This is a genomic window from Janthinobacterium glycogeni (assembly GCF_051380725.1).
In the GTDB taxonomy this organism is placed as follows: domain Bacteria; phylum Pseudomonadota; class Gammaproteobacteria; order Burkholderiales; family Burkholderiaceae_D; genus Janthinobacterium.
Genome location: NZ_JBNYXP010000018.1, coordinates 1 through 23,481, shown reverse-complemented (window position 1 = coordinate 23,481; position 23,481 = coordinate 1). Strand labels below are relative to the sequence as shown.

Sequence of the window (23,481 nt, the reverse complement as noted above, 5' to 3'; positions counted from 1 at the left end):
GCCACGATTATATCCAGTGCTAGAGCATGCTGCGGATAAAGCGGCAGCAACGCTCCTGCAGGGCATCGTCGAGCTGGCCGTCCAGTTGCATCTGGTACACCAGCGCCGACTGCAGCATGAAGGCGAACAGGCGCAAATCGAGGTCGGCACGCACGCCGATGTCGACGAGGCGCTGCACCACCAGAGTGATCCACGGCGCGACGATCTGCTCGCGAAAGCGCAGCTGCGCCGCCGCATCGTTGTGGATCAGCACCAATAAATCGCAGGTGAAGCGGCCATCGGCGTTCAGGTTGTCGAAGATGCGCGCGCAGATCGCCTCGATCTCCTGGCCGTCCGGCATGTCGAGCGCGCGCTGCAGCTTTTCCGCCGTGCGCTTGACGAGCGCGTCGAGCAGCATGTCTTCGCGCCGCGGCCAGCGCCGGTAGATCGTCTGGCGCCCCACGCCGGCAGCGTCGGCCACCATCTGTATCGTCACCGCTTCGAGCCCATGCTGGCGCACCAGCATGACGATCGCTTCCAGTACCGCATCTTCCACGCCCGCCTTGCGCGGGCGGCCACGCACCGGTGCCTCTTTTTTGATCACGTCTCACCCGTCTCTGAATGTTTCTTTTAATTATGGTACGATGCGCACCGTAAATGCAAAGCAACTGCTTGTCAATCATCTTGGTCAATTAACCGACAGGCGGATGCGCCGCGCCGCAATACTTCAGCCATCTTTACGTGAAATCTGCCATCTCAGCGGCGCATGCCCGCATTTTCTTTCTGACTTCCACATCCATCATTGTGGCGGCTCGTGCCGCCTGAGGAAAACCTATGAAAATCATCGGGATTTCGCCCCATCGGCGTAATTTCTTGCGCAAGGCCGTCGGCGCCGCGCCTGCCGTGGCCTTGCTGGCCGGCGCCGGCGGCGGCCTGGCCATGGCCGTCTCCAAGGACCAGCCTGCCTACAAACCACGCTTCTTCGACGCTACCGAATGGGCCACCCTGACGGCGCTGGTCGACCGCCTGATCCCCGCCGACGGCGAAGGGCCGGGCGCGCTGGAAGCGGGCGCGCATGAATTCATCGATGCGCAGATGAACACGCCGTACGCGTATGGCGCGCTGTGGTACATGCAGGGGCCGTTCGTGCCGTCGATCGAACAGTTCGGCTACCAGTTCCACATGGCGCCGCGCGAGCTGTACAAGAGCGCGCTGGCCGGCGTCAACGCAGCCGTCAATAAACAGTCAGGCAAGCCTTTCGTCCAGCTGAATGCGGCCGAGCGCGACGCCGTCATCACGCAATTGCAAAAAGGCACCCTGGACATCGGCGAAGTGCCGCCCAAAGTCTTCTTTAATCAATTGCTGCAAAACACGCGCGAAGGTTACTTTTGCGACCCCGTGCACGGCGGTAACAAGGACATGCTGGCCTGGAAGATGGTGGGATTCCCTGGCGCGCGCGCCGACTACATGGATTGGGTCGAGCAGTATGGGAAGAAATACCCGCTACCCCCTGTTTCTATCGCCTGAAAAAGTCCATGGCGGCGTTGCACTGCCTGGTCGTACTAGCGTACTGCCTGCGGCAATGCGCCTTGCCCTGAACCTTTTCAGTTATCAGTAGCAGATCAAAGAAAAAGAAAAACCATCATGAGTGATATCAAACCCGATGTAAAAATGAAGCCTGTCGATGCCGTGATTGTCGGCTTCGGCTGGACCGGCGCCATCATGGCCAAGGAATTGACGGAAGCGGGCCTGAACGTGGTCGCGCTGGAACGCGGCGAGTACCGCGACACTTATCCCGACGGCGCCTATCCGAAGACCCTCGACGAGCTGACCTACATCCAGCGCAGCAAGCTGTTCCAGGACATGTCGAAGAGCACGTTCACCTTCCGCCACAGCATCACGGGCGTGGCCGTGCCGTATCGCCAGATCGGCGCCTTCAAGCCCGGCACGGGCGTGGGTGGCGCAGGCTTGCACTGGTCGGGCATGCATTGGCGCGTCCTGCCGGAAGAGCTGCAAATCCGCAGCCACTACGAACGCCGTTACGGCAAGAAATTCATCCCCGAAGGCATGACGATCCAGGACTTTGGCGTGACCTACGCCGAGCTGGAGCCGCACTTCGATTTCGTGGAAAAAGTCTTCGGCACCTCGGGCCAGGCGTACAAGGTCAACGGCATCGTCGTCGGCGACGGCAATGTGTTCGAGGGCGACCGCTCCGACAATTACGCGCTGGCGCCGCAAAAAGTACCGTACACGGCCGAGCTGTTCCGCCGTGCGGCCAAGGCCGTCGGTTACCACCCCTTCGTCAACGCCTCGTCGAACGCATCCGGCCCGTACACGAACCCGTACGGCTGCCAGATGGGGCCGTGCAACTTCTGCGGTTTCTGCTCCGGCTATGCCTGCTACAACTATTCCAAGGCTTCGCCCAACGTCAACATCATGCCGGCCCTGCGCATGGTGGCCAACTTCGAATTGCGCGCCAACTGCAACGTCGTGCGCATCAACCTCGACGGCAGCAAGAAACGCGCGACGGGCGTGACCTACATCAATGCGGATGGCAAGGCCGTCGAGCAGCCGGCCGACCTGGTCATCGCGAGCGCGTTTGCCTACAACAACGCGCATCTGTTCCTGCTATCGGGCATCGGCAAGCCGTACGACCCCGTCAGCAATGAAGGCGTGGTGGGGCGCAACATCGCCTACCAGATGATGTCCACCATCCAGACCTTCTTCAAGGAAGACACGAACACGAATCCGTTCATCGGCGCCGGCGGCACGGGCGTCGCGCTCGATGACTGGAATGGCGACAACTTCGACCATGGCCCGCTGGGCTTTGTCGGCGGCTCGCCCGCCTGGTGCAACCCGGCCGGCTCGAAGCCAATCTCCGGCATCGCCACGCCGGACGGCACGCCCGCCTGGGGCTCGGCCTGGAAGAAGGCCGTCAAGAAGAGCTATTTGAACACGGTGTCGTTCGACTGCCACGGCGCCAACATGACGTACCGCGACTGCTATGTCGACCTCGACCCGACCTACACGGACAAGTATGGCCAGCAATTGCTGCGCTTTACCTTCGACTGGAAGGAGAACGACATCAAGATGAGCCGTTTCGTCACCGACAAGATGATGAAGGTGGCCGAGGCCATGAATCCGGAAGCGATCAAGGTGTCCGTCAAGAGCGTGGGCGACCACCTGGACTTGCGCAATTACCAGACCACGCACTGGGCGGGCGGCACGGCCATGGGCGCGGACCGCAAGACCAGCGTCGTCAACCGCTACCTGCAGAGCTGGGACGTGCACAACGTGTTTGCCGTCGGTTCCAGCGTGTTCCCGGTCGGCATCGGCTACAACCCGACGGGCCTCGCTTGCGCGCTGACCTACTGGTCGGCCAAGGCCATCCGCGAGCAATACCTGAAAGATCCACGTCCCCTGGTCGCCTGATAAAGAACAAGAAGATGAACAAACCATTCACCACCACCGTGGGCGCGCTGCTGCTGGCGCTCGCCGCCAGTACCCCCTGCACCGCCTGGTCCGCCAGCGCGGCCAGCACCACCGTCCCGAACGCCCAGCTGATACGCCAGGGCGAATACCTGGCCCGTGCGGGCGACTGCATCGCCTGCCATACGGCCGGCACGAAAGGCCAGCCGTTCGCGGGCGGCCTGGGCATGGAAACACCAATCGGCAAGGTGTATTCCACCAACATTACGCCCGATAAAAAGGCCGGCATCGGCGACTGGAGCTTTGCCGATTTCGACAAGCTGATGCGCACTGGCGTGACCAAGCACGGCTACACCGTGTATCCGGCCATGCCGTATCCCTCGTACTCGCGCCTGAGCGAGGCGGACATGCAGGCGCTGTACGCCTACTTCATGCACGGCGTGAAGGCGGACCCGACGCCGAACAAGGCGGCCGATATTCCATGGCCGCTGTCGATGCGTTTCCCTTTGACCATCTGGCGCTGGGCCTTCGCCCCCACGCCGCAGCCGTATAAAACGCCGGCGACGGGCGACGCGCAATTGCTGCGCGGCGCCTACCTGGTGCAGGGCCTGGGCCACTGCGGCGCCTGCCACACGGCGCGCGGCGTGGGCATGCAGGAAAAATCGCTGACGGATGAGGGCAACACCACCTTCCTGGCGGGAGGTGGCGTGATCGACGGCTGGTCCGTGCCTTCGCTGCGCAATGAACACGGCGGCGGCCTGGCGCGCTGGAGCGCGGCGCAGATCGCCGAATTCCTCAAAACGGGCCGCAACAGCCATACGGCCTCGTTCGGCGCCATGAACGACGTGGTGGCCCATTCCATGCAGCACATGACGGATGGCGACCTGGCGGCGATGGCGAAATATTTGAAATCCCTGCCGCCATCGAACCCGGCCACGCCCACCTTCGTGGCGGACGATAAGCTGGGCAAGCAATTGTTCAGCGGCATCGTCAACTCGAAAGGCGCGCAGCTGTACCTGGACCGTTGCGCCGGTTGCCACCGCTCCGACGGCAAGGGCTACGACAAGGCTTTCCCTGCGCTGGCCGGCAATGCCGTGCTGCAGACGAACGATCCCACCTCTGCCATCAACATCGTGCTGTCGGGCGGCGCCGTGCCGGCCACGCGCACGGCGCCATCGGCGCTGACGATGGCGCCGTATGCCGACATCTTCAACGATGAGCAGACGGCGCAGGTAGTGACGTTCATCCAGACCAGCTGGGGCAACCGCGGCACGCCGGTGACGGCGGCGCAGGTGGCCAAGGTGCGCAAGCTGTCCGTGCCGGTGGCGCCATCGCAGACGGAAGCGACGTTTGCCGCAGGCCGCCACGGCACCTTTCCGCCTGTGGCGCGCAAGCCGCATCTGAAGGATGTGCCGGCGAAGTAAAGTCTACGGACGAAAAAAATGCCCGCAGCATCTGCGGGCATTTTTTATGGGGAACGCTAACTGCTTATTTCAACCACAGGCGCATCGAATCCCAGGCGCGGCCGAAGATCGTTGCCTGGTTGATGGTTTCCAGGGCCACGACCGGCAGTTCCAGCAATACCTTGTCGTCGACCATCATTTTCAGCTTGCCGACAGGGGCGTTTTCAGCCAGTGGCGCGACCAGCGGGTCCTTGCGTTCCAGCACCGGTTTCATCTTGGCAGCCATGCCTTTTGGTACGGTGACGAGCACATCGCGGGCGAAACCGATTTTCACGGTGCCTTTCGAGCCCTTCCACACTTCCGGCGTGGCCACGGCCTGGCCTTTCGAGTACAGCTTGACCGTATCGAAGTTCTGGAAGCCCCAGTTCAGCAGCTTCTGGCTTTCCTGCGTGCGGGCCTGGTCGGACGTGGTGCCCAGCACCACGGAGATCAGGCGGCGCTCGCCCGTGCCGCCTGGACGGCGGGCCGAGGCGATCATGCAATAGCCGGCCGCTTCCGTGTGGCCCGTTTTCATGCCGTCGACGGTCGGGTCCAGCCACAGCAGGCGGTTGCGGTTAGGCTGGGTGATCTTGTTGTACGTAAAACTTTTGATGGAATCGATTTTGTAGAATTCCGGATAGTCGGCGATCACGCGCTTGGCCAGCACGGACAAGTCTTGCGCCGTGGAATAGTTATCCGGGCTAGGCAAGCCATGCGGATTGGCAAAACGCGTGTTTTTCAGACCCATGCGCTGGGCTTCGCGGTTCATCAGCACGACGAACGTGCCTTCATCGCCGGCGACGGCTTCGGCCAGCGCCACGGCGGCGTCGTTACCCGATTGAATCATCAGGCCATGCAGCAAGTCGTCGATCGACACGGGCGTGGCCGGGTCGATGAACATCTTCGAGCTGCTCGAATCGACTTTCCATGCGCGCACGGAGACGTTCACTTTCTGGTCCAGCGCCAGTTTCTTTTCGCGGATGGCGGCAAACGTCAGGTAGGCCGTCATGATCTTGGTCAGCGAGGCCGGCTCGATGCGCGCGTCCGGATCTTGCGAGGCAATGATCTGGCCACTGGTGGCGTCAAGCAGCAGCCAGGACTTGGCGGCGATGGTCGGGGCTGGAACGGTTTGCGCGTAGGCGGCGGAAAAGAAAAATACACTGGAGGCCAGTGCCGCTAAAAGTTTTTTCATGGGGCTGGTCTGCGAAAAAGATGAAGGCTGAGGGCCACGCAGTTGCTGCGTACGTGGCCGCGTGGAAAAAACGGATCAATTATAGCCGTGGAGGCGCTAGTAAGCCCACACTTCAATGATCATCTGCTGCAATTGCGGGTTTGTCACCATGCCACAGCGCAATCACGAGGTTCTTGATGTGGTTGAGCTTGCGGTGGAAAAAGTGGTCGGCGCCGGGGATCACGATCACGGGAATGTCTTGTGGACGGGCCCAGTCGAAGACGGCGGACAGGGGGATCGTGTCGTCCAGTTCGCCGTGGATCAAGATGGTGTCGGCGGGAATATCGGCCATGGCCCACTTGCCGGCCGCGCTGCCGATCAGCGCCAGTCGCTCGACGGGCGTGCCGGCGGCGGCCAGGCGCTCCTGCAGTTTCGATTGCACGAAGGTGCCGAACGAGAAGCCGGACAGGGCCACGGGCAAGCCAGGGTACAGGCCGATCATGTGTTCATACAGCAATTGCATGTCGTCCGTCTCGCCCACGCCATGGTCGTGTACGCCTTCGGAAGCGCCGACGCCGCGGAAGTTGATGCGCGCCACCACGTAACCGAGGGCGACAAACGCGCGCGCCAGGGTTTGCGTGACCTTGTTATCCATCGTGCCGCCGTACAGCGGGTGCGGATGGGCAACGAGGGCGATGCCGCGTGGGGTGTCTGCCGGGAAATCGAGCAAGCCTTCCATGCTGCCTGCATGGCCGGCGAGGGTAAATTTTTCCGAGTTTCTGTTCATGATGCTCATACTGGTGGCATTCTCTTAAATTGGCATTAAATCTTGAGGCGTTCGACAATCTTGCCGCCCACCAGGTGCGTATCGATGATTTCATCGATATCGCTGGTGTCGACATAGGTGTACCAGGTCGCTTCCGGGTAGATCACCAGCAGCGGGCCTTCCTCGCAGCGGTCCATGCAGCCGGCCTGGTTGATGCGGATCTTGCCCGCGCCATTCATGTCGAGCTCCTTGATGCGGCGCTTGCAATGCTTTTGCGCCGCTTCCGCGCCATGGTCGCCGCAACTGTTGCGGCCATCTTCACGTTTGTTCATGCAGAAAAAAACGTGGCGTTCAAAATACGGTGCGTCGCTCATACTATGCTCCTGCTGAATCATCAATGCGCCATGATAACGCTTATGGGTGGTCTTCGCGACGCTGGCGCTGCACATCGTCCTGCCGGTTCAGGCGGTGCGAGGGCAGGCACAGGAACCACAGGGCCATGAACGGCCACAGCAAGGCCAAAAATTGCGCCGCGCCATTGAAGTTGAGGAACTTGCCTTGCACCCAGCCTTGCAAGGTTGACATGAAATAGGGATTGATCGGCGTCGTATTCACCATCACCAGGCTCAGCAGCAAGGTGGCGGCCGCGATGCGGCGCTGCGCCACGTGCGGCGCGAAGGCCAGGCCACCGAGCATGATCAGGCCGATCAAAAAGCCGCCCTGGGCGCCCGGCGTGATCCAGACGAAGGCGTTCTCCGGCGAAAACAGCAGGGCGCTGGCCATCGAGCGCACGGTCAGGGCGGCGGCGATCAGGGTCAGCATCAAAATGGTGCGCGGCGCGGCGCGGCGCAGCAGGCATAGCAAGGTGAGCACGGCGCCCGTCATGCCGCAGGCCGTGATGATAGTTTCTGAAAGCCAATATTGCTCAACCGTTAAGACCACGTCGGGACGCAGATACGTGGCCAGGTCGATGTCGACGCCCGCCAGCTGCGACAGCCAGTCCGACAGGATAGGCAGCAGCTGGCCCAGGCCGAACAGATAGCCTTGCGGATAAATCTGCGCCAGCGGCCACAGGGCCACCAGCACCAGGCCCTGGCTGGCGTGCTGGGCAAACCAGCGCTGGCGCAAGCGGTACAAATGGCTATGGTCGAGCAGCTTGCGCGCCGTCAAGGCACCGATGAGGGAACCGATGCAGCAGCCGGCCGCATTCGTATAAAAGTCGAGATTCGACGATACGCGGCTGGGCAGATAGGTCTGCACGGCTTCCATGCTGCCGGAAATCAACATGCCGCACAGGCTGGCGATCACGACGGCAAAGAAGCCCGTGATCCTGGGAAACAGCGAATACACGATCAAGGCGCCCAGCGGGATGTAGCCGACGATATTCACGCCGACATCGAAGCCCGTCCAGTAACGGGGCATGCGCGTGTTTTCCAGGAAGGTCAGCGGCGACAGGCCATTGCTGTGCCAGCCCGTGAACGGAAACCAGCTCGCGTAGACGATCAGGAAGACGTAGGCGAGCAGCGTCGCGCGCGAGACGGGCGAGGAACGGACGGGCGGCAGCGGCGCCGCCGGGCTGGCGGAAGGTGCGGGGTCGGTCATTCTTTCGGGATATTCAGCGTGCCCAGCCAGATGAGCAGGTCGGCGGCGATGGCGTCCGATGCCGCCGCCAGCGCCTGCGCGCCGCCCTGCGCATCGGCGCTGCCGGCCGGACCGCTGCGGCTGAAGGTTTTCTGGTCGATCAGGCGGTGGCCGCGGAACAACGAGGCGCGCAGCGACACATGGCCGCTGCTTTGCGTCTGCGTGTCAAACGCTTGCGAAAAATCATCGACGTCGATGCGCAGCAGCGGGATGCCGGCGGCCGCGTCCGTGGTCGACAGCACTTTCACGCCGCTTTGCGCCACGCGCGTTTTCAGGCGCTGGCTTAGTAGCTGCAGCGGCGGCGTGTTCCAGCGGTTGTAGGCGTACGGCCGCGATTGCTGCGCATCGGCATACAGCAAGCGGTAATACATGCGCTGGCTGTCCAGCCACGAAGGGCCGTTGGCGTCGGCGATCACCAGCACGGGCACGGCTGGCGCGACCGATTGCGTTGCCGCCGCCTGCGGCGCGGCCGGGCCGAAATCATAGAACGTGGGGACGGGGCCGCGGCTGGCGCAACCGCCCAGCAGGAAAGCGCCGGCCAGGATGAGTGCGCCGAGATTGCGTGGGATAGGCATGCTGTGTTCTCCTTATTTGCCCGGTGCCGAAAAACCGGGCTCGCCCGGGCCGGGCGGGATGTCTGGGGCGCCGAACAAGATGCTCTGCGGCTGTTCATTAAGCGTGCTCATGGTGGTTTTCAGGGCGCGCATCGAAGAGCGCGCCTCGCCGCTCAGCTCGATTACCTGCGGCAAGACTTCCAAGGACACGCCATTGGCCACCGTTTCCACCGAATTGCCGACCCGGTCGACCGTGCCATTGACCTTCTCGAGCACGCCGCCGGGCGCCTGGATGTCGTTACCGAGCTTTTTCCACGTGGCCGTCAGGTCCGACACGTTCTTGCTGGCCGTGCTGACGGCCGTCAAGGTTTGCCGCGTCTGTTCCGTCAGTTGCGGCAATTGCGTCAGGGTCGGTTCCAGCTGCTGCGGGATGGCGCCAAAGGCCTTGGCCGCCTTGCCCACTTCATTGAAGGCGCCCAGCATGGCCGCCTGGTTGTCGGGGCTGAGCAAATTATTCACCTTGTTGGTGATCTGCTCGGCCTGGTCGAGGATGCGCTTGCCGCGCTTTTCCAGCTGGTCCAGCAAGCCCGCGCGCAGGGGAATCAGCGACGGCTTGTCCTTGCTGGTGCCCAGCAGCTTGGAACCCACGTGCTCATCGTCGAGCTGGATGTAGGCGATGCCCGTCACGCCCTGGTAGCCGAGCGTGGCAAAGGTGGTATTCGTGACGGGGGTGTCGGGCGCCACGCTGATGTGCACGAGGATTTGCCCCGCCTTTTGCGTGTCGAAATCGATGGCGTCGACCTTGCCCACTTCCAGGCCACGGTAGCGCACGGTCGCTTGCGGATTGAGGCCCGGCACGGACAGGGTGGTGGCGAGCAGGTACGGGACCCGTTCCACGCGGTCGCGGTTGAACCAGACGCCGAATAGAATGGCGGCCACCAGCAGTGTCAGTGTAAAAAATCCCGTCATCAGGGCATGTGATCTGTTTTCCATTACTTCTCCGCTTTCTTGTCTGTGCCGGCGTCGTCGCCTGGCTGCGCCGCATTGCTTGCCGCCGCCTGTTTTTCATCGAGGACGGCCAGCGCGCGCTTGCCGCGGTCGCCGAGGAAAAATTGCTTGATGAACGGATGGTCCACTTCGATTACCTCGCGCGTGGGGCCGATGGCGATCACGTGTTTTTCCGCCAGCACGGCGATGCGCGTGGACAGGGCGAACAAAGTGTCGAGGTCATGCGTGACCATCACCACCGTCAAGCCCAGCTCGCGGTGCAGCGACTGGATCAAAGAGACAAAACTTTCCGACAAGTCCGGATCCAGGCCCGCCGTCGGTTCGTCGAGGAACAGCAGTTTCGGCTCCAGCGCCAGGGCGCGCGCCAGGGCCACGCGCTTGATCATGCCGCCAGACAAGTCCGACGGCATTTTCAGCGCATGTTCCGGGCCCAGTCCCACCATGTTCATCTTTAATAATACCGCGTCGTGCACCAGCGCTTCGGGCAGCACGCGCAATTCGCGCATCGGTTGGGCCACGTTGTCGAACACGGTCAGCGCCGAATACAGAGCGCCTTGCTGGAATAGCATGCCCCAGTGGTTGCGCAACTGCTGGAGCTGGTCGGAACTTGCCTTGTTGATATCTTCGCCGAAGACCTTGACGCAGCCGCGCGCCGGATGTTCGAGGCCCAGCATCTGGCGCAGCAGCACCGTCTTGCCCGTGCCGGAGCCGCCCACGATGGAGAGGATTTCGCCCCGCTCGATTTCCAGGTTCAAGTCCTGGTGCACGACGGTGCGGCCGAACTTGGTCCACAGATTGGTGATTTCCACCACGGGCGCGTCGCCATGCAGGTTGAACTGGCCTTCCTTGCCGCTGCCGCAAGCGATATTGGTGTCGTCCGCCATCAGTAGCCCACTCCATTGAAGACGATGGCGAACACGGCGTCGGCCAGGATGACCACGGTGATGGCCGTGACGACGGCGGTGGTGGTGCCGCGCCCTAGGCTTTCCGTGTTGGCCTTGATGCGCAGGCCGAAGTGGCACGACACAAGCGCGATCAGCATGCCGAAAATCACGCCCTTGCCCAGGCCGATCATGTAGTTGGCCAGCGGTACGGCATCGGGCAGCTTCTGGATGAAGTAGCGCGCAGACAAGTTCAGTTCCACCTTGGCCGCCACCATGCCGCCGATCAGCGCGGCCGTATCCGTCCAGATGACGAGCAGGGGCATGGAAATGGCCAGGGCCAGCACTTTCGGCATGATCAGGCGGAAACCGTGCGAAATGCCCATCACCAGCATGGCGTCGAGCTCTTCCGTGACGCGCATGACGCCCAGCTGGGCCGTGATGGACGAGCCGGAGCGGCCGGCCACGAGTATGGCGGCCAATAAGGGCCCCAGTTCGCGGATGACGCTCATGCCCAGCAGGTTGACCAGGTAGATGTCGCCGCCAAAGGCGCGCAGTTGCTGCGCGGACAGGTAGGACAGCACGACGCCGATCAGAAAGCCGACCAGGGCCGTGATGCCCAGCGCCTGGAAGCCCGCATGGAAGATATTGGCGGAAATTTCACGCCACGGCCCGCGCATGGGATGGCGCGCGAAGCGGCCGATATCCTGCGTCACCTGGCCGACAAGGGCAATAAAGCCCTTCAAATGTTCGAAAAACAGCAGGATGGCCATGCCCAGCTTCATCACGGGCGTGAGGCGGTTGGCGCGCGAGGGCGGCGTTGTCAGCGGCCCCGTTTCTTCGATGCGCCGGAAAAACTCTTCCTGCGATGGCGCCAGGGTCAGTTGCGCGGGGCGCTGCTTGCCCCAGGCATTCCAGAACAGCTGGGCGCCGATATGGTCCATGCTGTCGATGGCCGACAGGTCCCACTGCGCCTTGGCGTCGCCCTGCAGGGGCTGGAGCTGGGCCTCGATGGCCTTGATGGCATTGTCATGCGCCAGCGCGTGCACCTGCCAGGTGCCGCTGGCAGTGACAAGGGCTCCCTGTTGGGAGCTGGTCTGGGAGAGGGTCAGTTTCGGCGATTGTACAGTCGGCATCGCACCAGTTTAAGGGAGAATGGCGCAGACCGCCACCGCTGTTCAATCGCCGGCCCCTCAGGACGCCAGGTGGCGCGCCTGCCGCTGCGGCAGGGCGACGTCCGGGCGCACCTTGGCGCTGCTAGTACTCACTTCGCTGGTCTTGGCGTGCGCGCCCGCCTGCGCGCCGCCCGCATAGTCGCTGGCCACGAGGGCGTTGGCCTCGACAGCGCTCATGCCGCGCGTCTGCAGCCATTGCGCCACCAGCTTGGCCAGGCGCTCCATGGCGATGCGGTGGGTGGCGTCCGTGTGGGCATACAGCCAGTTTGAAAAATCCATGAAGTTTTCAAACGGCGCGTCACCGAGCATCCATTGCACCGTATTGGCGAAGCGGCCCGAGTTGGCCACCAGATCCCAGTAGCGGGCAAAGCGCACGAGGCGCTGCATGCTCATGAAATCGAGCTGCTTGTTGGCCAGGATGGTGTAGGGCGGGTGCGGGTCGAACACCATGCCATAGTTTTCCGTGTGGCGGATGATGGGCGTGCCGCGCAGCCGCTTCAATATGCCGAACTGGATTTCATGCGGTTTCAAGGCCACCAGCTTGTTGAAGCCGGCCGCGAAGCTCGCTTCATCCTCGCCCGGCAGGCCGGCGATCAAGTCCACATGCAAGTGGGCGTTCGATTCCTCGCACAGCCAGCGGATGTTGTCGGCCGCCTTTTGATTGTCCTGCTTGCGGCTGACCAGCGATTGCACGTCCGGATTGAAACTCTGGATGCCGATCTCGAACTGCAGCGCGCCGGGCGGGAACTTGCTGATGCCCTCTTTCAAGGCATCGGGCAAGTGGTCGGGCACCAGCTCGAAGTGGGCGTAGATGGGGTCGTCCGGATTCGCCTCGATCTTGTCCAGGAAGAACTGCATGATTTTCAAACTGGTCTTGATGTTCAGGTTGAAGGTGCGGTCGACGAACTTGAACAGGCGCGCGCCGCGCGCATGCAGGGATTCCATCTCGGCCAGGAAGTTCTCCAGCGCGAAGGGCCAGGCCGTCTTGTCCAGCGCCGACAGGCAGAATTCGCACTTGAACGGGCAGCCGCGCGACGCTTCCACGTAAATCGTGCGGTGGCGGATATCGTCGTCCGTATACAAGGAGTAGGGCAGCTGCAGTTCGGCCAGCGGCGCCTGCACGCCCGCGTGGATCTTCATCAGCGGCTTCGGGCCATGGAGGATCTCGCCGCACAGCTTGGGGAAGGTGACGTCGCCCCAGCCCGTGATCAGGTAATCGGCCAGCCTGACGATCTCTTGCTCTCCCGCCTCATGCGACACTTCCGGCCCGCCCAGCACGATGATGACCTCGGGCGCCACGCGCTTGAGCATGGCCACCAGTTTCGTCGTTTCCTCGACGTTCCAGATGTAGACGCCAAAACCGATGATGCGCGGCTTGTTCTGCAGGATGCGCTCGACCAGTTCCGTCGTCTTGGTGCCGATGACGAATTCCTGCAGCCGCGTCTGCGCCTGCAGCGGCCCCATATTGGCCAGCAGATAGCGCAATCCCAGCGAGGCGTGGGTGTAGCGGGCGTTCAGGGTGGAGAGCAGGATGGTCATGGGAGGCGATGGAAACGGCGAATCCGCTATTTTACGCTGTCGCGTCAGCTGTGCGCTGCGGCTGCCAATGCCATGTTACCATTTGTCAACAATTACTAACTTGTCAATGCTGCGGCAGGCTAAAAGGGATACAAGGTGCTGGCGAAAAAAGTACTTACGAAAAAAGTCCTGGTCGGGGCGCTGGCCGGCGTGGCGCTGGTGGCCGCCGCGCTGGTCGGCTACCGGGTCTTCGGCTGGGGCGCGATGGGGCCGGTCAACGGCCTGAAGCTCGATTTGTCGCGGCCCGACGCGCTGGTGCGGACGAAAAGCCTGTCGGCCTTGCCGCGCGACCTGCTGACGGTGCCGCTGGCGCGCGACGTGCTGCGCGAGGATTTCCTGTTCTATTACGAGCAGAGCGAAGACCGGCTGGGGCTCAAGGGCAGCCTGCGCCGCATCGCCTATGAGCATGAATTGGGCTGGGGCGACCAGCTGCTGCGCATGGTGCTGGACCAGCCGGCGGAAGTGGCCCTGTGGCGCGACGCCGACGGCTCGCTCAAGCATTTCGCCATCGCCGTCTCGCGCAGTCAGCTGACGCGCCTGCTCGAAGAAGCGGGCAAGATCGCCTTGAAGGATACGCAAATGCGCGTGGCGGGCAGCTTGCGCGTCGATGGCGGCCAGGTGCCCGTGTATGCGCTGAACTATGCCTACCAGCGCACCTTGCTGTTTGCCGCGCACGGCCAGCGCCTGGTGATCCTGTCCCATCCCGGCATGCTGTATGGCGGCGCCGACGGCAAGAAGGGCGATGGCACGGCCGAGAAAACCGTGGCCAGCCTGCTGGCGCCGGAAGCGGCCAGACAGAACGTCTTTCATGCGCAATTCCATCTCGACGGCGCCGCACCCGAGGGCCACAGCATCGCCGTCAAGGCCGACTTCCTGTCGTTCGGCTATCAGCCCTTCTTTGGCGCGCTCGAAGCGCTGCGCTTCGATTTTCAACAGGGCGCCTGGCAATCGAAGGTGCTGCTCAATGCCGATAAACTGAAAAACGGTGCTTATGACAGCAGCGCCCTGTGGCCGCAGCTGCCGCATAGTCCCAGCGCCTGTTTCAGCGTGCCGGTGGACTGGACCGCGCTGCAGCCCGTGCTCAAGCGCCTGGGCAGCAAGACTTCCGAGCCGGTGGCGCCGCTGGCCGGGCACTTGCAAGGCCCCGCCGCCGCCTGCTGGTACGGGACGTCGCGCCTGCATACGCCGGTGTTCGTGGCCACGCGCAGTGCGCAAGCCGGTGATGACGCTGTCTATGGCAGCCTGTTCGCGGCGGCCATCGGCGGCAATGACCCCGTGCGCAAGACTACCGGCAAGGATGCTAAAGGTGAGTTCGTACGCTGGGAGCGCAGCGTCGCCACGGCCCTCGGTCAGTCCACGCCGGCGCTGGCCGTGGCCGGCAATACGGTTGTCTTCTCGGCCGACGGCAAGCTGGTGGACCAGGTGCTGGCCGTGCGCCGCAAGCAGGCGCCTGCCGCCAGCGACCTGCTGCCCGATGGCGCGCACACGATCGGCCTGATCGCGCCGGCCTCGCTGGCCCGGCTGATCCAGCTGGAAGCCTTCGATACCCTGCCGGCGAATAACGAACCGGTACTGCGCGCAGCCGCCAACGAACACCTGGTGCCGCGCCTGAACGCCTTGAAAAAATATCCGCCGCTGCGCATGGTGCTCAAGCGGCAGCCAGCCAGCGGCACGTCGTGGGAAACGCTGGAATGGCAGGAGATTGCACGATGACGGTGCGGCATGCGCGTCGTGCCGCCTTGCGCTGGCTGGCAGGCGGTACTGCCGCTGTTGTCTTTCCCCATGCCTGGGCCCTGCGCGCGGCCGCCGAACCGCAAGTGCGGCTGTCGCAGGCCCAGAGCCGCGCCTTCCAGGCCTGGATGCTGCGCATCGTCAACGCGCAGATCGAACGGGGGCCGTCGCCGCGCTGGATGCACCGCGATTGCGCCGGCCTGGTGCGCTTTGCCGTCAATGAGGCGCTCACCGTGCATGACGCGAAGTGGCTGCATGCGAACGGCATCGCCAGCGACCGGCGCCTGCCGCCCGAACTGGAATTGAGCGCGGCCCAGGCGGCCCTGCGCAACCGCTGGGTGCAGACGGATGGCAAGGTCGGCCACTTCGTCACGGCGCTGGCGCTGGTGCAGCACAACAGCCGTTTCATCGCCCGCGAAATCAGCCAGGCGCTGCCCGGCGACCTGCTGTTTTTCGACCAGGGCGACGAACAGCACCTGATGGTCTGGATGGGCGCGCGCATCGCCTACCACACCGGCACCGTCACCCCCGACGACAATGGTCTGCGGACCGTCGATATCAAAGAACTTACGAGCTGGAAGGACACGCGGTGGCAACCTGTGGTCAACAATCCGAATTTCGCCGGTGTGTTCCGGCTGGCGTTTATATCATGAGGCTATTCTTTGCCAGCCTGCTGGCGTTGGCCCTCATTGGCGGCGCCTCCGCGCAGCAGCGCGAACCGAGCAACTACAGCACCTTCAAGGGCGAGCCCTTCTTCCTGCTGTCGGACGCCAGCTACGGCAGTCTTGATGAAGCGCGCGTGCGCCTGGAAGTGCCGGGGCGCGACATGGGACGCATGAACCTGGAGGCATATTCGGGCGCCGACATCGTCGTCTACCGCGTGCCCGAAGCGATGGAATTCCTGAAAAAACAGCGCAATCTGCACCGTATCCAGGTCGAGGGAAATTACCAGGGCGAGGGCCTGGCCAATACCTTGAGCTTTCTGTGGGATAGCTGGTGGAAGCAGTCGCGCCTGGCCTGGCGCAAGCTGTTTTCCGGCGAGGCGCGCCGCGCGGTCACGAAGGAGCAGCCGCAACTGGCGACGAATGACGCCATCCGCAAGCCGACAGTGTTCGCCAACCATCCGCAATACAAGCCGATCAAGGGCATGGAGCTGGTCGACAGCTTCCGCTATCCGATCTGGCAAGCCAAGGCCATCGCGCCGCCGAAAGGCGTCAAGCTCGATGGGTCGAGCAGCGACTTCATCGTCGCCGGTGCGGGCAACGTGATGATCCCGCTGGGCAAGCGCAAGCCGGGCCTGTACCTGGTCGAGGCGATCATCGGCGAGCACCGCGCCACCACTCTGGTGTTCGTGTCGGACACGGTGGCCGTCACCAAGGTCTCGTCCGGCCAGATGCTGGTGTGGACGGCGCGACGCGACAACAGCGCCGCCGTGGCCGGTGCCAGCGTGGCGTGGACCGACGGCACGGGCGTGCTGCAGTCGGCCACCACCGGTGCCGACGGCGTCGCGTCGCTCGAGCGCGGCAGCCCCGAACATACGTATGTGCTGGGCCAGGACCGCGCCGGCGGCGTGTTCGTGTCCGAGAATTTTTACTATGACAGCGAAATCTACAACACCAAGATTTATGCCGTGACCGACCGGCCCCTGTACCGGCCCGGCGACGAGGTCAACGTCAAATTTGTGGGCCGCGAATTCACCTCCGCACGCGCCTCGCAGGCGGCGGCCAGTGCACCGATCAGCCTGACTGTGCTCAATCCGAACGGCACGCCGCTGCTGACGCAGACGCTGCAGCTGTCCGGCGACACGGGCGCCGACACGCGCTTCCGCCTGCCCACGGAAGCCACCGCCGGCGGCTATGAACTGCGTTTCAATTACAAGGACGGCGCGTACGGCGCGGCCTTCCGCGTGGCCGAATACGTCAAGCCGCACTTTGAAATCAATGTCCAGCCCTCGAAACCGGAATTCAAGACGGGCGAGGCGGTCAAGGGCAGCATCGCGCTGCGCTACCCCGATGGCAAGCCGGTGAAAAACGCGAAGATGAGCTTGTCCTTGCGCGGCCAGCAAAACACCATGGTCGAGGGGGAGCTGCGCTACAGCGGCCTGTTCCCCGTGGCCTTGAAGACCGAGGAAGTGACGAGCGACGGCAGCGGCAATGTGGACTTCACCTTGCCGCCTGCCGCCGACCCGTCGCGCTACATCCTGACCGTGCTGGCGACCGATGGCGCAGCCTACCGCGTCAAGGCGACGCGCGAGCTGATGATAGAACGCTCGAGCAGCAGCTACCAGCTGAAGGCCACGCGCCAGTTTTCCGATCCCGGTCAGGCCGTGCATTTCGACTTGCTGGCCGATGGCCAGGGCGCGGCCAAGCCCGTGCGCTGGGAGATGGTGCAGCTGGAAAAACAGCGCAAGACCGAGGGCGCCTTCGATCCGGCTGCCAAGGGCTGGGACGTGACATTCCCGGCATCGGGTTCGTATCAGCTGGCGCTGCGCGACGAGCGCGGCAACCTGCTGGCCGCCGCCAGCCACTGGGTCGCCGGCGATGGCGTGCAGACGACGCCGGGCAGCATCGAGATCGTGCTCGATCGCGCCCGCTATCGTCCGGGCGACACCGCCGAAGCCTTGATTACTTTTTCCGACAAGGTCGACCAGGCGTTGTTGACGCTCGAGCGCGATAAGGTCGAACACCATGGCTTGATGGCCGGCGCCGCGGATTGGTACCAGGCGAAGCGCGTGGCGCCACGCCAGTGGAGAGTGCGCATTCCCGTCAAAGAGGAACATGGCCCGAACATGACGTTCTCGGTGGCGTACACGCGCAACGGCGACTTCGTCTTCGAAAACGCCGGCCTGCAAGTGATCGAGCCGCGCATCGCGCTGCAGTTCAAGAGCGACAAGGAGGTCTACCAGCCCGGCGAGAAGGTGACCCTGGACGTCAAGGCCACCCTCGATGGCAAGCCCCTGAGCACCATGGTGGCGCTGGGCGTGGTCGATGAAATGATCTATGTGCTGCAGCCGGAAATCGCGCCCGAGATCGGCGACTTCTTCTACCACCCACGCCGTAACAACGTGCGCACCACGGCCAGCCTGTCCTTCATCAGCTACGACATGGCGCAGGGCCGCACCGCCGGCGCGCCCGCGCGCCACAACTACAACGAGCGCGGCGTCAAGGTGCTCGAACGTCCGCGCCGCGACAATATCGATACGGCGTACTGGGCGCCGTCGCTGAAGACCGATGCGAATGGCAATGCGCGCGTGAGCTTCACCATGCCCGACGCGCTGACCCGCTGGAGGATCACGGGCCGCGCGATGGATGAACAGGGGCGCGTGGGCCAGCGCACCGGCTATCTGCGTTCCGATAAAAACTTCTATGCCAAGTGGACGGCGCCGGACTGGATGCGCGCCGGCGACGCGCCGCGTGCCTCGGTGGCCGTGTTCAACCAGACGGGCAAGGAGCAGGCGCTCGACGTCGTGCTCTCCGGCGGAGCGCAGCCGAAGACGGAAAAATTGTCCGCCAAACCGGGCGTGAACTATGTCGAATTCCCGCTCGCTGCCGGGGCCGGGCCTCTGCACCTGGAAGTAAAACAGAATGGCAAGCTGGTCGACGCGTTAGAGGCGGCCATGCACACCTTGCCCGCCGCCTGGAGCAGCCCGCGTTCGCTGGTGCTGCCGCTCGATGGCGCCACCGGTGATATTCCGCTCAAGCTGCCGGCGGATGCGCGCAATCTCCGCGTCTCGTTCGCTCAAGGAGCAGCCAGCCACTTCGCGCGCATTGCCGACGATCTGATCGACTATCCGTATGGCTGCGTGGAGCAGACTGCCAGCCGCTTGATTCCGCTGGCGCTGGCCAAGCAAAGCCTGGGGCCGGACGCCGGCGCGGCGGGCGAACGTTTGCAAGCGCTGCTGACGGCGCAGCGTCTGCGCCTGGTGTCCATGGCCGGTCCGAACGCCGTCTTCGGCTGGTGGGGCAACGCCACGGCCGGCAATGCCCTGATGACGGCCTACGCCTATTACGCGGACTGGTACGCGGCGCGCGCGCTGCACATCGAATTGCCGCCCGAGCACTGGAACAAGCTGCTGGCCGTCTACAGCGAACATGGCTTGAAGGAAGCGATGGGTGACCGTGCGCTGGTGCTGTGGATGGCGCGCGAGATGGGCTTGCCCACGCAGACGCTGGCGGCGGGCCTGGTGGACGACAGCGCCATCGCCGTCCTGGGCGGCAAGCCGCGCCAGGCGGGCGACAGCGGCAGCCTGCTGCTGGGCGGGGCATCTGACCGCGAAGCGCAGGCGATGAGCCTTGGCCTGGTGGCGCTGGTCGCCAGCCAGAATGGCATCGCCTTGCCGCATGGGCTGCAGCTGCAGGTGGCCAGCGCCTGGCAAGTTTTGCGCGAATCCAAAGCGCCCGTGGCGCAAGCCTTGCTGATGCTGGCTGGCGAAGTGCCGCCATCGCAGGCCGACGCGGTGCTGGGCAGTGTGCGTGCCGAGATGCCGACCCTGGACCGCGCGATGACGTTGATGTGGGTGCAAAAGAAGCTGGGCGGCGCATCGTTCGGCAAGGGGCCGGCCGTCGCGCTGGACGGCGCCTGGCAAAAACGCGACAGCAGCAGCGGCCAGCCGCTGTGGCGCTGGCTTGACGCCAAGGGCGTGCCTGACAAACTGCGTCTCGCTGCACCGGCGCCGGCCGGCACGGTGGCCGTGGTGCAGTACGACAGCCATGCTGCCGAGGCGCAAACCTTGCCGGTCACCGTGGAACGGCGCATCCTGCGCATGAAGGCGGGCAAGGGCGGCTACACGACGGAGCTGGTCAAGCCGGGCGAGGCATTCAGCACGGACGCGCTGTACCTCGATGAAATCACCTTGAAAGCGGCACCGGGCGCGAAGCACCGCTTTGGCTTGCTGGAAGTGGCGCTGCCGCCGGGCGCCATGGTTGAATCGACGACCTGGGGCATGGTCATGGCAGGTGACAAGCCGGCCGCGCTGGAACGCGCGCGTCACACGGAGCGCCGCGACGGTTATGCCGTGCCGATCGAGCCTTTGGCCGGCGACGTGACGGTGCGCCATTTGCTGCGCTTCGCGCAAAAGGGTAGTTATGTGCTGCCGCCGGCGCGCTTTTATCGCATGTACCAGCCGGAGCAGAAAGCCTTCGAGGGCGGCGGCAAGAGCACGCGCGCGTTGAAGGTCGAGTGATGCGCCTGGCACGTCCTGCACTGATGGTGGCTTTGCTGCTGGCCGCGCCTGTTTTTGCGGCCTCGTTGGACGTGGCCTGGTGGCGCGACGGCAAGATGGAGGTGCGCCAGCTGCGCCAGGGCGGCACGGCGCCGCTGCCGTTTGACGGCACGCGGCAAGTGCCGCTGGCCAGCCTGTGGAAGCTGTTCGTATATGTGTACGCGAGCGATAACAAGGTGGCGATGCCCGACTACCGCTGCGGCGGCCGCGATCCGGAAGAAGTGTATTGCTGCGATGCGGGCCAGAGCATCGGCCACGATGCGGCACTGGCGCAGTCCTGCGGCCCCTTCTTCTCGCCCCAGCGCCTGATGATCGCGGCCGCGCCGTGGCGCCGGTACTGGACCGCCCGTTTAGGTCGCGCGCCGGCAGGGGACTTTGCCTGGCTGGCCGATCCCGCGCAGCTGGCGCCGGGGCGGCTGGTACGGTTGGACAGCCTGCTGCGCGCGCTCGACAGCATCCCGGCCGCCAGCCGCGTGGACGCCGAAGCGGCGCTGTTGCGCGTGGTGCTCGATGGACGCGGTGCCGGTACGGCGCGCTGGTTCGGCAGCGAGCTGCGCGTCAAGACGTATTCCTGGCACGAGCAGCGCCGTACGGACGAACGGATTGGCGGCGCGGCGGGCTGGCTGGCCGACGGTACCCCCATCTGGTTTGGCGGCGCGGGCGGCAGCAGCAATGTCTTCGAACAGTGGGCGCCCAGGCTGGCCGCCAGCTTGCCGAAAGTGGGCGCGGCCGATGATGGCGGCTGCGTGGTGGTCGATTACTTCAAGCGCTATCCGATCCGCGCCGTGCGCGGTGAGCGGGGCGTGGCGGCGCCCGGCCCGCTCAATGGCCGCTACCATGTGCAGTTCGAAAATGGCCAGAACCTGGCCTTGCGCAGCACGGGCGAGCTGATGCTGCTGCAAGAGAAGGGCAGCCGTCCGCAATTGCGTGGCCGCTTCGGCGTCAATGAATATGTGGCGCGGGTACTCGATCGCGAAGCGAGTGCGAATGAACCGGAAGCGGCCAAGGCGCTGGCGATTGCCGCGCGCACGTATCTGCAGCAGAACGCGGTGACGGTGGCGGGCTGCCAGCAGATCGCCGACAGCAGCGCGACCCAGCGCGTCAGCCCCAGCCCCGCCACGCCGGCGGCGCTGGCGATTGCGCTCTGGACCGACCAGCTGATCGTCGACGGCGTCACTGTGCGCTATCACAGCGACCAGCCGTCCGAGGGCACGATGGCGTGGAGCGAGGCGGTGCGCCAGGCCAGACAGGGCAAGCACTATGATGAATTGCTGGCGGCGGCCTATCCCGGCGGCGCGCTGAGCACCTTTGGCAATACCGGCGCGCGTTGCCGTCGCCTGGCGCAAAACGAGGATTGGCTGGCGCGTTCCGTGCCGCGCTGGCAGCGCGTGCTGCTGCGCGAAGCCGGTTACGAAGCGCCGCCGCAAGCGCCGCTGATTTGCGCCCTGTCCGGCGGCGCGCCGTATTCGGAGCAGTCGCGCAACCGCATCTTCATGCGCCCGCTGGCCACGCGCGAAGACCGCATCACCCTGGCCCATGAATATTTGCACCTTGGCCTGCGCCGCCATCCGCGCGGCCAGGACGAAGAATATGTCGAGCGGCTGGCCCGCCGGCTCGTCGATCTTAATTTGGAGGCCCTGTGAGTTTTTATAGCCGTTGCTCGATTTTGCTGATGTTATTGCCACTCTGGGCGCAGGCCCAGGTCACCATCGATGCCCCGAAGGGCGGCTGGCGCAATTCGGCCGGTGCGCGCGAAGACTATACGCAAGCGGTCAATTACCCCGCCGCGTCGGTCAACCTGCAACCGGGCCAGGCCGAGACGGCGCAGATACGGGGACGCATCGCAGGCGCCGTCAAGGGCAAGCCCGCCACCCTGGTGGTCAATGGCGTGGCGATGCCGATGGAAGTGGGCGAGGATGGTAGCTACGGACGCCCGTATGGTTTTGGCAGCGGCTCGAACAGCGTGGAAGTGCGTTCGCCCGATGGCAGGAGTCGCGCGCGCACCCAGTTTGTCGACAGCTACCAGGGCAAGATGCAGGCGCGCCTGCGCATCGTGCTGTCGTGGGACAGCGCCGGCACCGACCTCGATCTGCACGTGGTCACGCCGGACGGCGGTCACGCCTGGTACGGCAACCGCGTCCTGAAAGATGGCGGCGCGCTGGATGTGGACGTGACGACCGGCTATGGCCCGGAAATCTTTTCCAGCGCGGCGCCCCTGAAGGGCAACTATCACGCCTATGTGAATTACTACGGCAGCGGCGAGAACACCGCCATGCTGACCGTCGCCCGCATCTCGATCATCACCAACGAAGGCACGCCGCGTGAAAAGCTGCAGAGCTTCCAGGTGCCGATGCGGGCCGCCGGCGAGCTGACCTTGGTGAAATCGTTCGTCTTGCCATAAATGGCTCTTGCGAACGCGCCGTTGCTTGGCTATAATTCGCCCCCTCGCTGAACGACGCATGCAAATGCTGAGTACGGTGAGAAAAAAGAAGGTTGACGGATTTAGCGAAACGCTTCATACTCTTCCTTCTTCGCAGCTGACAAACACAACGCTTTGTCGATAGCGCGAGAGCAGTAAATAAGCAGTACCGAATACAGTTCTTTAACAATTAACAGTCGATAAGTGTGGGCATTTGATGTCAGTGCAGCGTCAATCTTAGGATTGGCGTCTAACTTAAAATATCAAATGTTCACGAATAAATAAATGAAATAGGACGCTTCGCAAGAAGTGGCCTGTCAGTTGTTTTTGAAGTGAGCGACCCATCAGCAATGATGGTGCCTGTAAAAGGGCAAAGTAACAGAGATTAAACTGAAGAGTTTGATCCTGGCTCAGATTGAACGCTGGCGGCATGCCTTACACATGCAAGTCGAACGGCAGCACGGAGCTTGCTCTGGTGGCGAGTGG

18 protein-coding genes and 1 rRNA gene are annotated in these 23,481 nt (G+C 63.7%); 9 read left to right on the top strand and 10 right to left on the bottom strand.

The features are described 5' to 3' along the window. Window positions 1-19 precede the first annotated feature (19 nt). Window positions 20-583: a TetR/AcrR family transcriptional regulator gene (locus ACQ4W4_RS26035; protein WP_436544421.1), complete on the bottom strand. Its 564-nt coding sequence runs from the start codon at window positions 581-583 to the stop codon at window positions 20-22. Window positions 584-813: 230 nt separating this feature from the next. On the opposite strand from ACQ4W4_RS26035, the gene ACQ4W4_RS26030 reads away from it, so the two are divergent. The 3 genes from ACQ4W4_RS26030 to ACQ4W4_RS26020 all read left to right on the top strand — a co-directional run bounded on the left by ACQ4W4_RS26030 (window position 814) and on the right by ACQ4W4_RS26020 (window position 4,832). Further along, complete coding sequence (locus ACQ4W4_RS26030) at window positions 814-1,506, top strand: gluconate 2-dehydrogenase subunit 3 family protein (protein WP_436544420.1); 693 nt, start codon at window positions 814-816, stop codon at window positions 1,504-1,506. A gap of 117 nt (window positions 1,507-1,623) precedes the next feature. After that, window positions 1,624-3,411, top strand: a complete 1,788-nt coding sequence (locus ACQ4W4_RS26025) for a GMC family oxidoreductase (RefSeq protein WP_436544419.1) — start codon at window positions 1,624-1,626, stop codon at window positions 3,409-3,411. Window positions 3,412-3,425: 14 nt separating this feature from the next. Continuing rightward, window positions 3,426-4,832: a cytochrome c gene (locus ACQ4W4_RS26020; RefSeq protein ID WP_436544418.1), complete on the top strand. Its 1,407-nt coding sequence runs from the start codon at window positions 3,426-3,428 to the stop codon at window positions 4,830-4,832. 64 nt (window positions 4,833-4,896) lie between these two features. Here the strand turns inward: ACQ4W4_RS26020 and ACQ4W4_RS26015 are convergent, their stop codons facing one another. From ACQ4W4_RS26015 to ACQ4W4_RS25975, 9 genes are all read right to left on the bottom strand, one after another. Beyond that, a complete protein-coding gene (locus ACQ4W4_RS26015; RefSeq protein ID WP_436544417.1) occupies window positions 4,897-6,042 on the bottom strand; it encodes a D-alanyl-D-alanine carboxypeptidase family protein in 1,146 nt (381 codons plus the stop codon). A gap of 112 nt (window positions 6,043-6,154) precedes the next feature. Further along, window positions 6,155-6,808, bottom strand: coding sequence for an alpha/beta hydrolase (locus tag ACQ4W4_RS26010; RefSeq protein ID WP_436544416.1), 654 nt, complete (start codon window positions 6,806-6,808; stop codon window positions 6,155-6,157). A 35-nt stretch (window positions 6,809-6,843) separates the two neighbouring features. Further along, complete coding sequence (locus ACQ4W4_RS26005; protein ID WP_034781335.1) at window positions 6,844-7,161, bottom strand: (2Fe-2S) ferredoxin domain-containing protein; 318 nt, start codon at window positions 7,159-7,161, stop codon at window positions 6,844-6,846. A gap of 40 nt (window positions 7,162-7,201) precedes the next feature. Next, window positions 7,202-8,389, bottom strand: a complete 1,188-nt coding sequence (locus tag ACQ4W4_RS26000) for a VanZ family protein (RefSeq protein WP_436544415.1) — start codon at window positions 8,387-8,389, stop codon at window positions 7,202-7,204. Further along, window positions 8,386-9,003, bottom strand: coding sequence for an ABC-type transport auxiliary lipoprotein family protein (locus tag ACQ4W4_RS25995; RefSeq protein WP_436544414.1), 618 nt, complete (start codon window positions 9,001-9,003; stop codon window positions 8,386-8,388). The genes ACQ4W4_RS26000 and ACQ4W4_RS25995 overlap by 4 nt, the downstream gene beginning before the upstream one ends. Window positions 9,004-9,015: 12 nt before the next feature. After that, window positions 9,016-9,975 carry an MlaD family protein gene (locus ACQ4W4_RS25990; RefSeq protein WP_152285077.1) on the bottom strand — a complete coding sequence of 320 codons (960 nt, stop codon included), beginning with the start codon at window positions 9,973-9,975 and terminating at the stop codon, window positions 9,016-9,018. Further along, on the bottom strand, window positions 9,975-10,874 hold the full coding sequence (locus ACQ4W4_RS25985) for an ABC transporter ATP-binding protein (protein WP_436544413.1): 900 nt from the start codon (window positions 10,872-10,874) through the stop codon (window positions 9,975-9,977). Before ACQ4W4_RS25985 ends, ACQ4W4_RS25990 begins: the two co-directional genes overlap by 1 nt. Then, entirely contained in the window at window positions 10,874-12,007 is a 1,134-nt protein-coding gene (locus tag ACQ4W4_RS25980; protein WP_436544412.1) for an MlaE family ABC transporter permease, read from the bottom strand. The genes ACQ4W4_RS25985 and ACQ4W4_RS25980 overlap by 1 nt, the downstream gene beginning before the upstream one ends. A 57-nt stretch (window positions 12,008-12,064) precedes the next feature. Continuing rightward, on the bottom strand, window positions 12,065-13,585 hold the full coding sequence (locus ACQ4W4_RS25975) for a B12-binding domain-containing radical SAM protein (protein ID WP_436544411.1): 1,521 nt from the start codon (window positions 13,583-13,585) through the stop codon (window positions 12,065-12,067). 135 nt (window positions 13,586-13,720) lie between these two features. Between ACQ4W4_RS25975 and ACQ4W4_RS25970 the strand changes: the two genes are divergently transcribed. The 6 genes from ACQ4W4_RS25970 to ACQ4W4_RS25945 form a co-directional block, all read left to right on the top strand. Beyond that, window positions 13,721-15,337 carry a DUF2138 family protein gene (locus ACQ4W4_RS25970; protein WP_436544410.1) on the top strand — a complete coding sequence of 539 codons (1,617 nt, stop codon included), beginning with the start codon at window positions 13,721-13,723 and terminating at the stop codon, window positions 15,335-15,337. After that, window positions 15,334-16,008 (top strand): DUF1175 family protein, encoded by a 675-nt coding sequence (locus tag ACQ4W4_RS25965; protein ID WP_436544409.1) that lies wholly within the window; start codon window positions 15,334-15,336, stop codon window positions 16,006-16,008. The genes ACQ4W4_RS25970 and ACQ4W4_RS25965 overlap by 4 nt, the downstream gene beginning before the upstream one ends. Beyond that, complete coding sequence (locus ACQ4W4_RS25960; protein ID WP_436544408.1) at window positions 16,005-20,537, top strand: alpha-2-macroglobulin family protein; 4,533 nt, start codon at window positions 16,005-16,007, stop codon at window positions 20,535-20,537. Before ACQ4W4_RS25965 ends, ACQ4W4_RS25960 begins: the two co-directional genes overlap by 4 nt. After that, the gene (locus ACQ4W4_RS25955) at window positions 20,537-22,219 is read left to right on the top strand and encodes a DUF2300 domain-containing protein (protein ID WP_436544407.1); all 1,683 of its coding nucleotides are present in this window, start codon (window positions 20,537-20,539) and stop codon (window positions 22,217-22,219) included. The genes ACQ4W4_RS25960 and ACQ4W4_RS25955 overlap by 1 nt, the downstream gene beginning before the upstream one ends. A gap of 29 nt (window positions 22,220-22,248) precedes the next feature. Continuing rightward, window positions 22,249-22,977 (top strand): YfaP family protein, encoded by a 729-nt coding sequence (locus ACQ4W4_RS25950; RefSeq protein ID WP_436544406.1) that lies wholly within the window; start codon window positions 22,249-22,251, stop codon window positions 22,975-22,977. 405 nt (window positions 22,978-23,382) lie between these two features. Then, window positions 23,383-23,481, top strand: a 16S ribosomal RNA gene (locus tag ACQ4W4_RS25945); the annotation flags it as partial.

What these genes read in the sequence shown, in the direction of transcription:
- ACQ4W4_RS26020 (WP_436544418.1), top strand. Translation starts at nt 3,426, where the DNA reads ATGAACAAACCATTCACCACCACCGTGGGCGCGCTGCTGCTGGCGCTC.
- ACQ4W4_RS25975 (WP_436544411.1), bottom strand. Translation starts at nt 13,585, where the DNA reads ATGACCATCCTGCTCTCCACCCTGAACGCCCGCTACACCCACGCCTCG.
- ACQ4W4_RS25960 (WP_436544408.1), top strand. Translation starts at nt 16,005, where the DNA reads ATGAGGCTATTCTTTGCCAGCCTGCTGGCGTTGGCCCTCATTGGCGGC.
- ACQ4W4_RS25995 (WP_436544414.1), bottom strand. Translation starts at nt 9,003, where the DNA reads ATGCCTATCCCACGCAATCTCGGCGCACTCATCCTGGCCGGCGCTTTC.
- ACQ4W4_RS26015 (WP_436544417.1), bottom strand. Translation starts at nt 6,042, where the DNA reads ATGAAAAAACTTTTAGCGGCACTGGCCTCCAGTGTATTTTTCTTTTCC.
- ACQ4W4_RS26000 (WP_436544415.1), bottom strand. Translation starts at nt 8,389, where the DNA reads ATGACCGACCCCGCACCTTCCGCCAGCCCGGCGGCGCCGCTGCCGCCC.
- ACQ4W4_RS25965 (WP_436544409.1), top strand. Translation starts at nt 15,334, where the DNA reads ATGACGGTGCGGCATGCGCGTCGTGCCGCCTTGCGCTGGCTGGCAGGC.
- ACQ4W4_RS25985 (WP_436544413.1), bottom strand. Translation starts at nt 10,874, where the DNA reads ATGGCGGACGACACCAATATCGCTTGCGGCAGCGGCAAGGAAGGCCAG.
- ACQ4W4_RS25950 (WP_436544406.1), top strand. Translation starts at nt 22,249, where the DNA reads ATGTTATTGCCACTCTGGGCGCAGGCCCAGGTCACCATCGATGCCCCG.
- ACQ4W4_RS25990 (WP_152285077.1), bottom strand. Translation starts at nt 9,975, where the DNA reads ATGGAAAACAGATCACATGCCCTGATGACGGGATTTTTTACACTGACA.
- ACQ4W4_RS26025 (WP_436544419.1), top strand. Translation starts at nt 1,624, where the DNA reads ATGAGTGATATCAAACCCGATGTAAAAATGAAGCCTGTCGATGCCGTG.
- ACQ4W4_RS26030 (WP_436544420.1), top strand. Translation starts at nt 814, where the DNA reads ATGAAAATCATCGGGATTTCGCCCCATCGGCGTAATTTCTTGCGCAAG.
- ACQ4W4_RS26010 (WP_436544416.1), bottom strand. Translation starts at nt 6,808, where the DNA reads ATGAACAGAAACTCGGAAAAATTTACCCTCGCCGGCCATGCAGGCAGC.
- ACQ4W4_RS26005 (WP_034781335.1), bottom strand. Translation starts at nt 7,161, where the DNA reads ATGAGCGACGCACCGTATTTTGAACGCCACGTTTTTTTCTGCATGAAC.
- ACQ4W4_RS25980 (WP_436544412.1), bottom strand. Translation starts at nt 12,007, where the DNA reads ATGCCGACTGTACAATCGCCGAAACTGACCCTCTCCCAGACCAGCTCC.
- ACQ4W4_RS25955 (WP_436544407.1), top strand. Translation starts at nt 20,537, where the DNA reads ATGCGCCTGGCACGTCCTGCACTGATGGTGGCTTTGCTGCTGGCCGCG.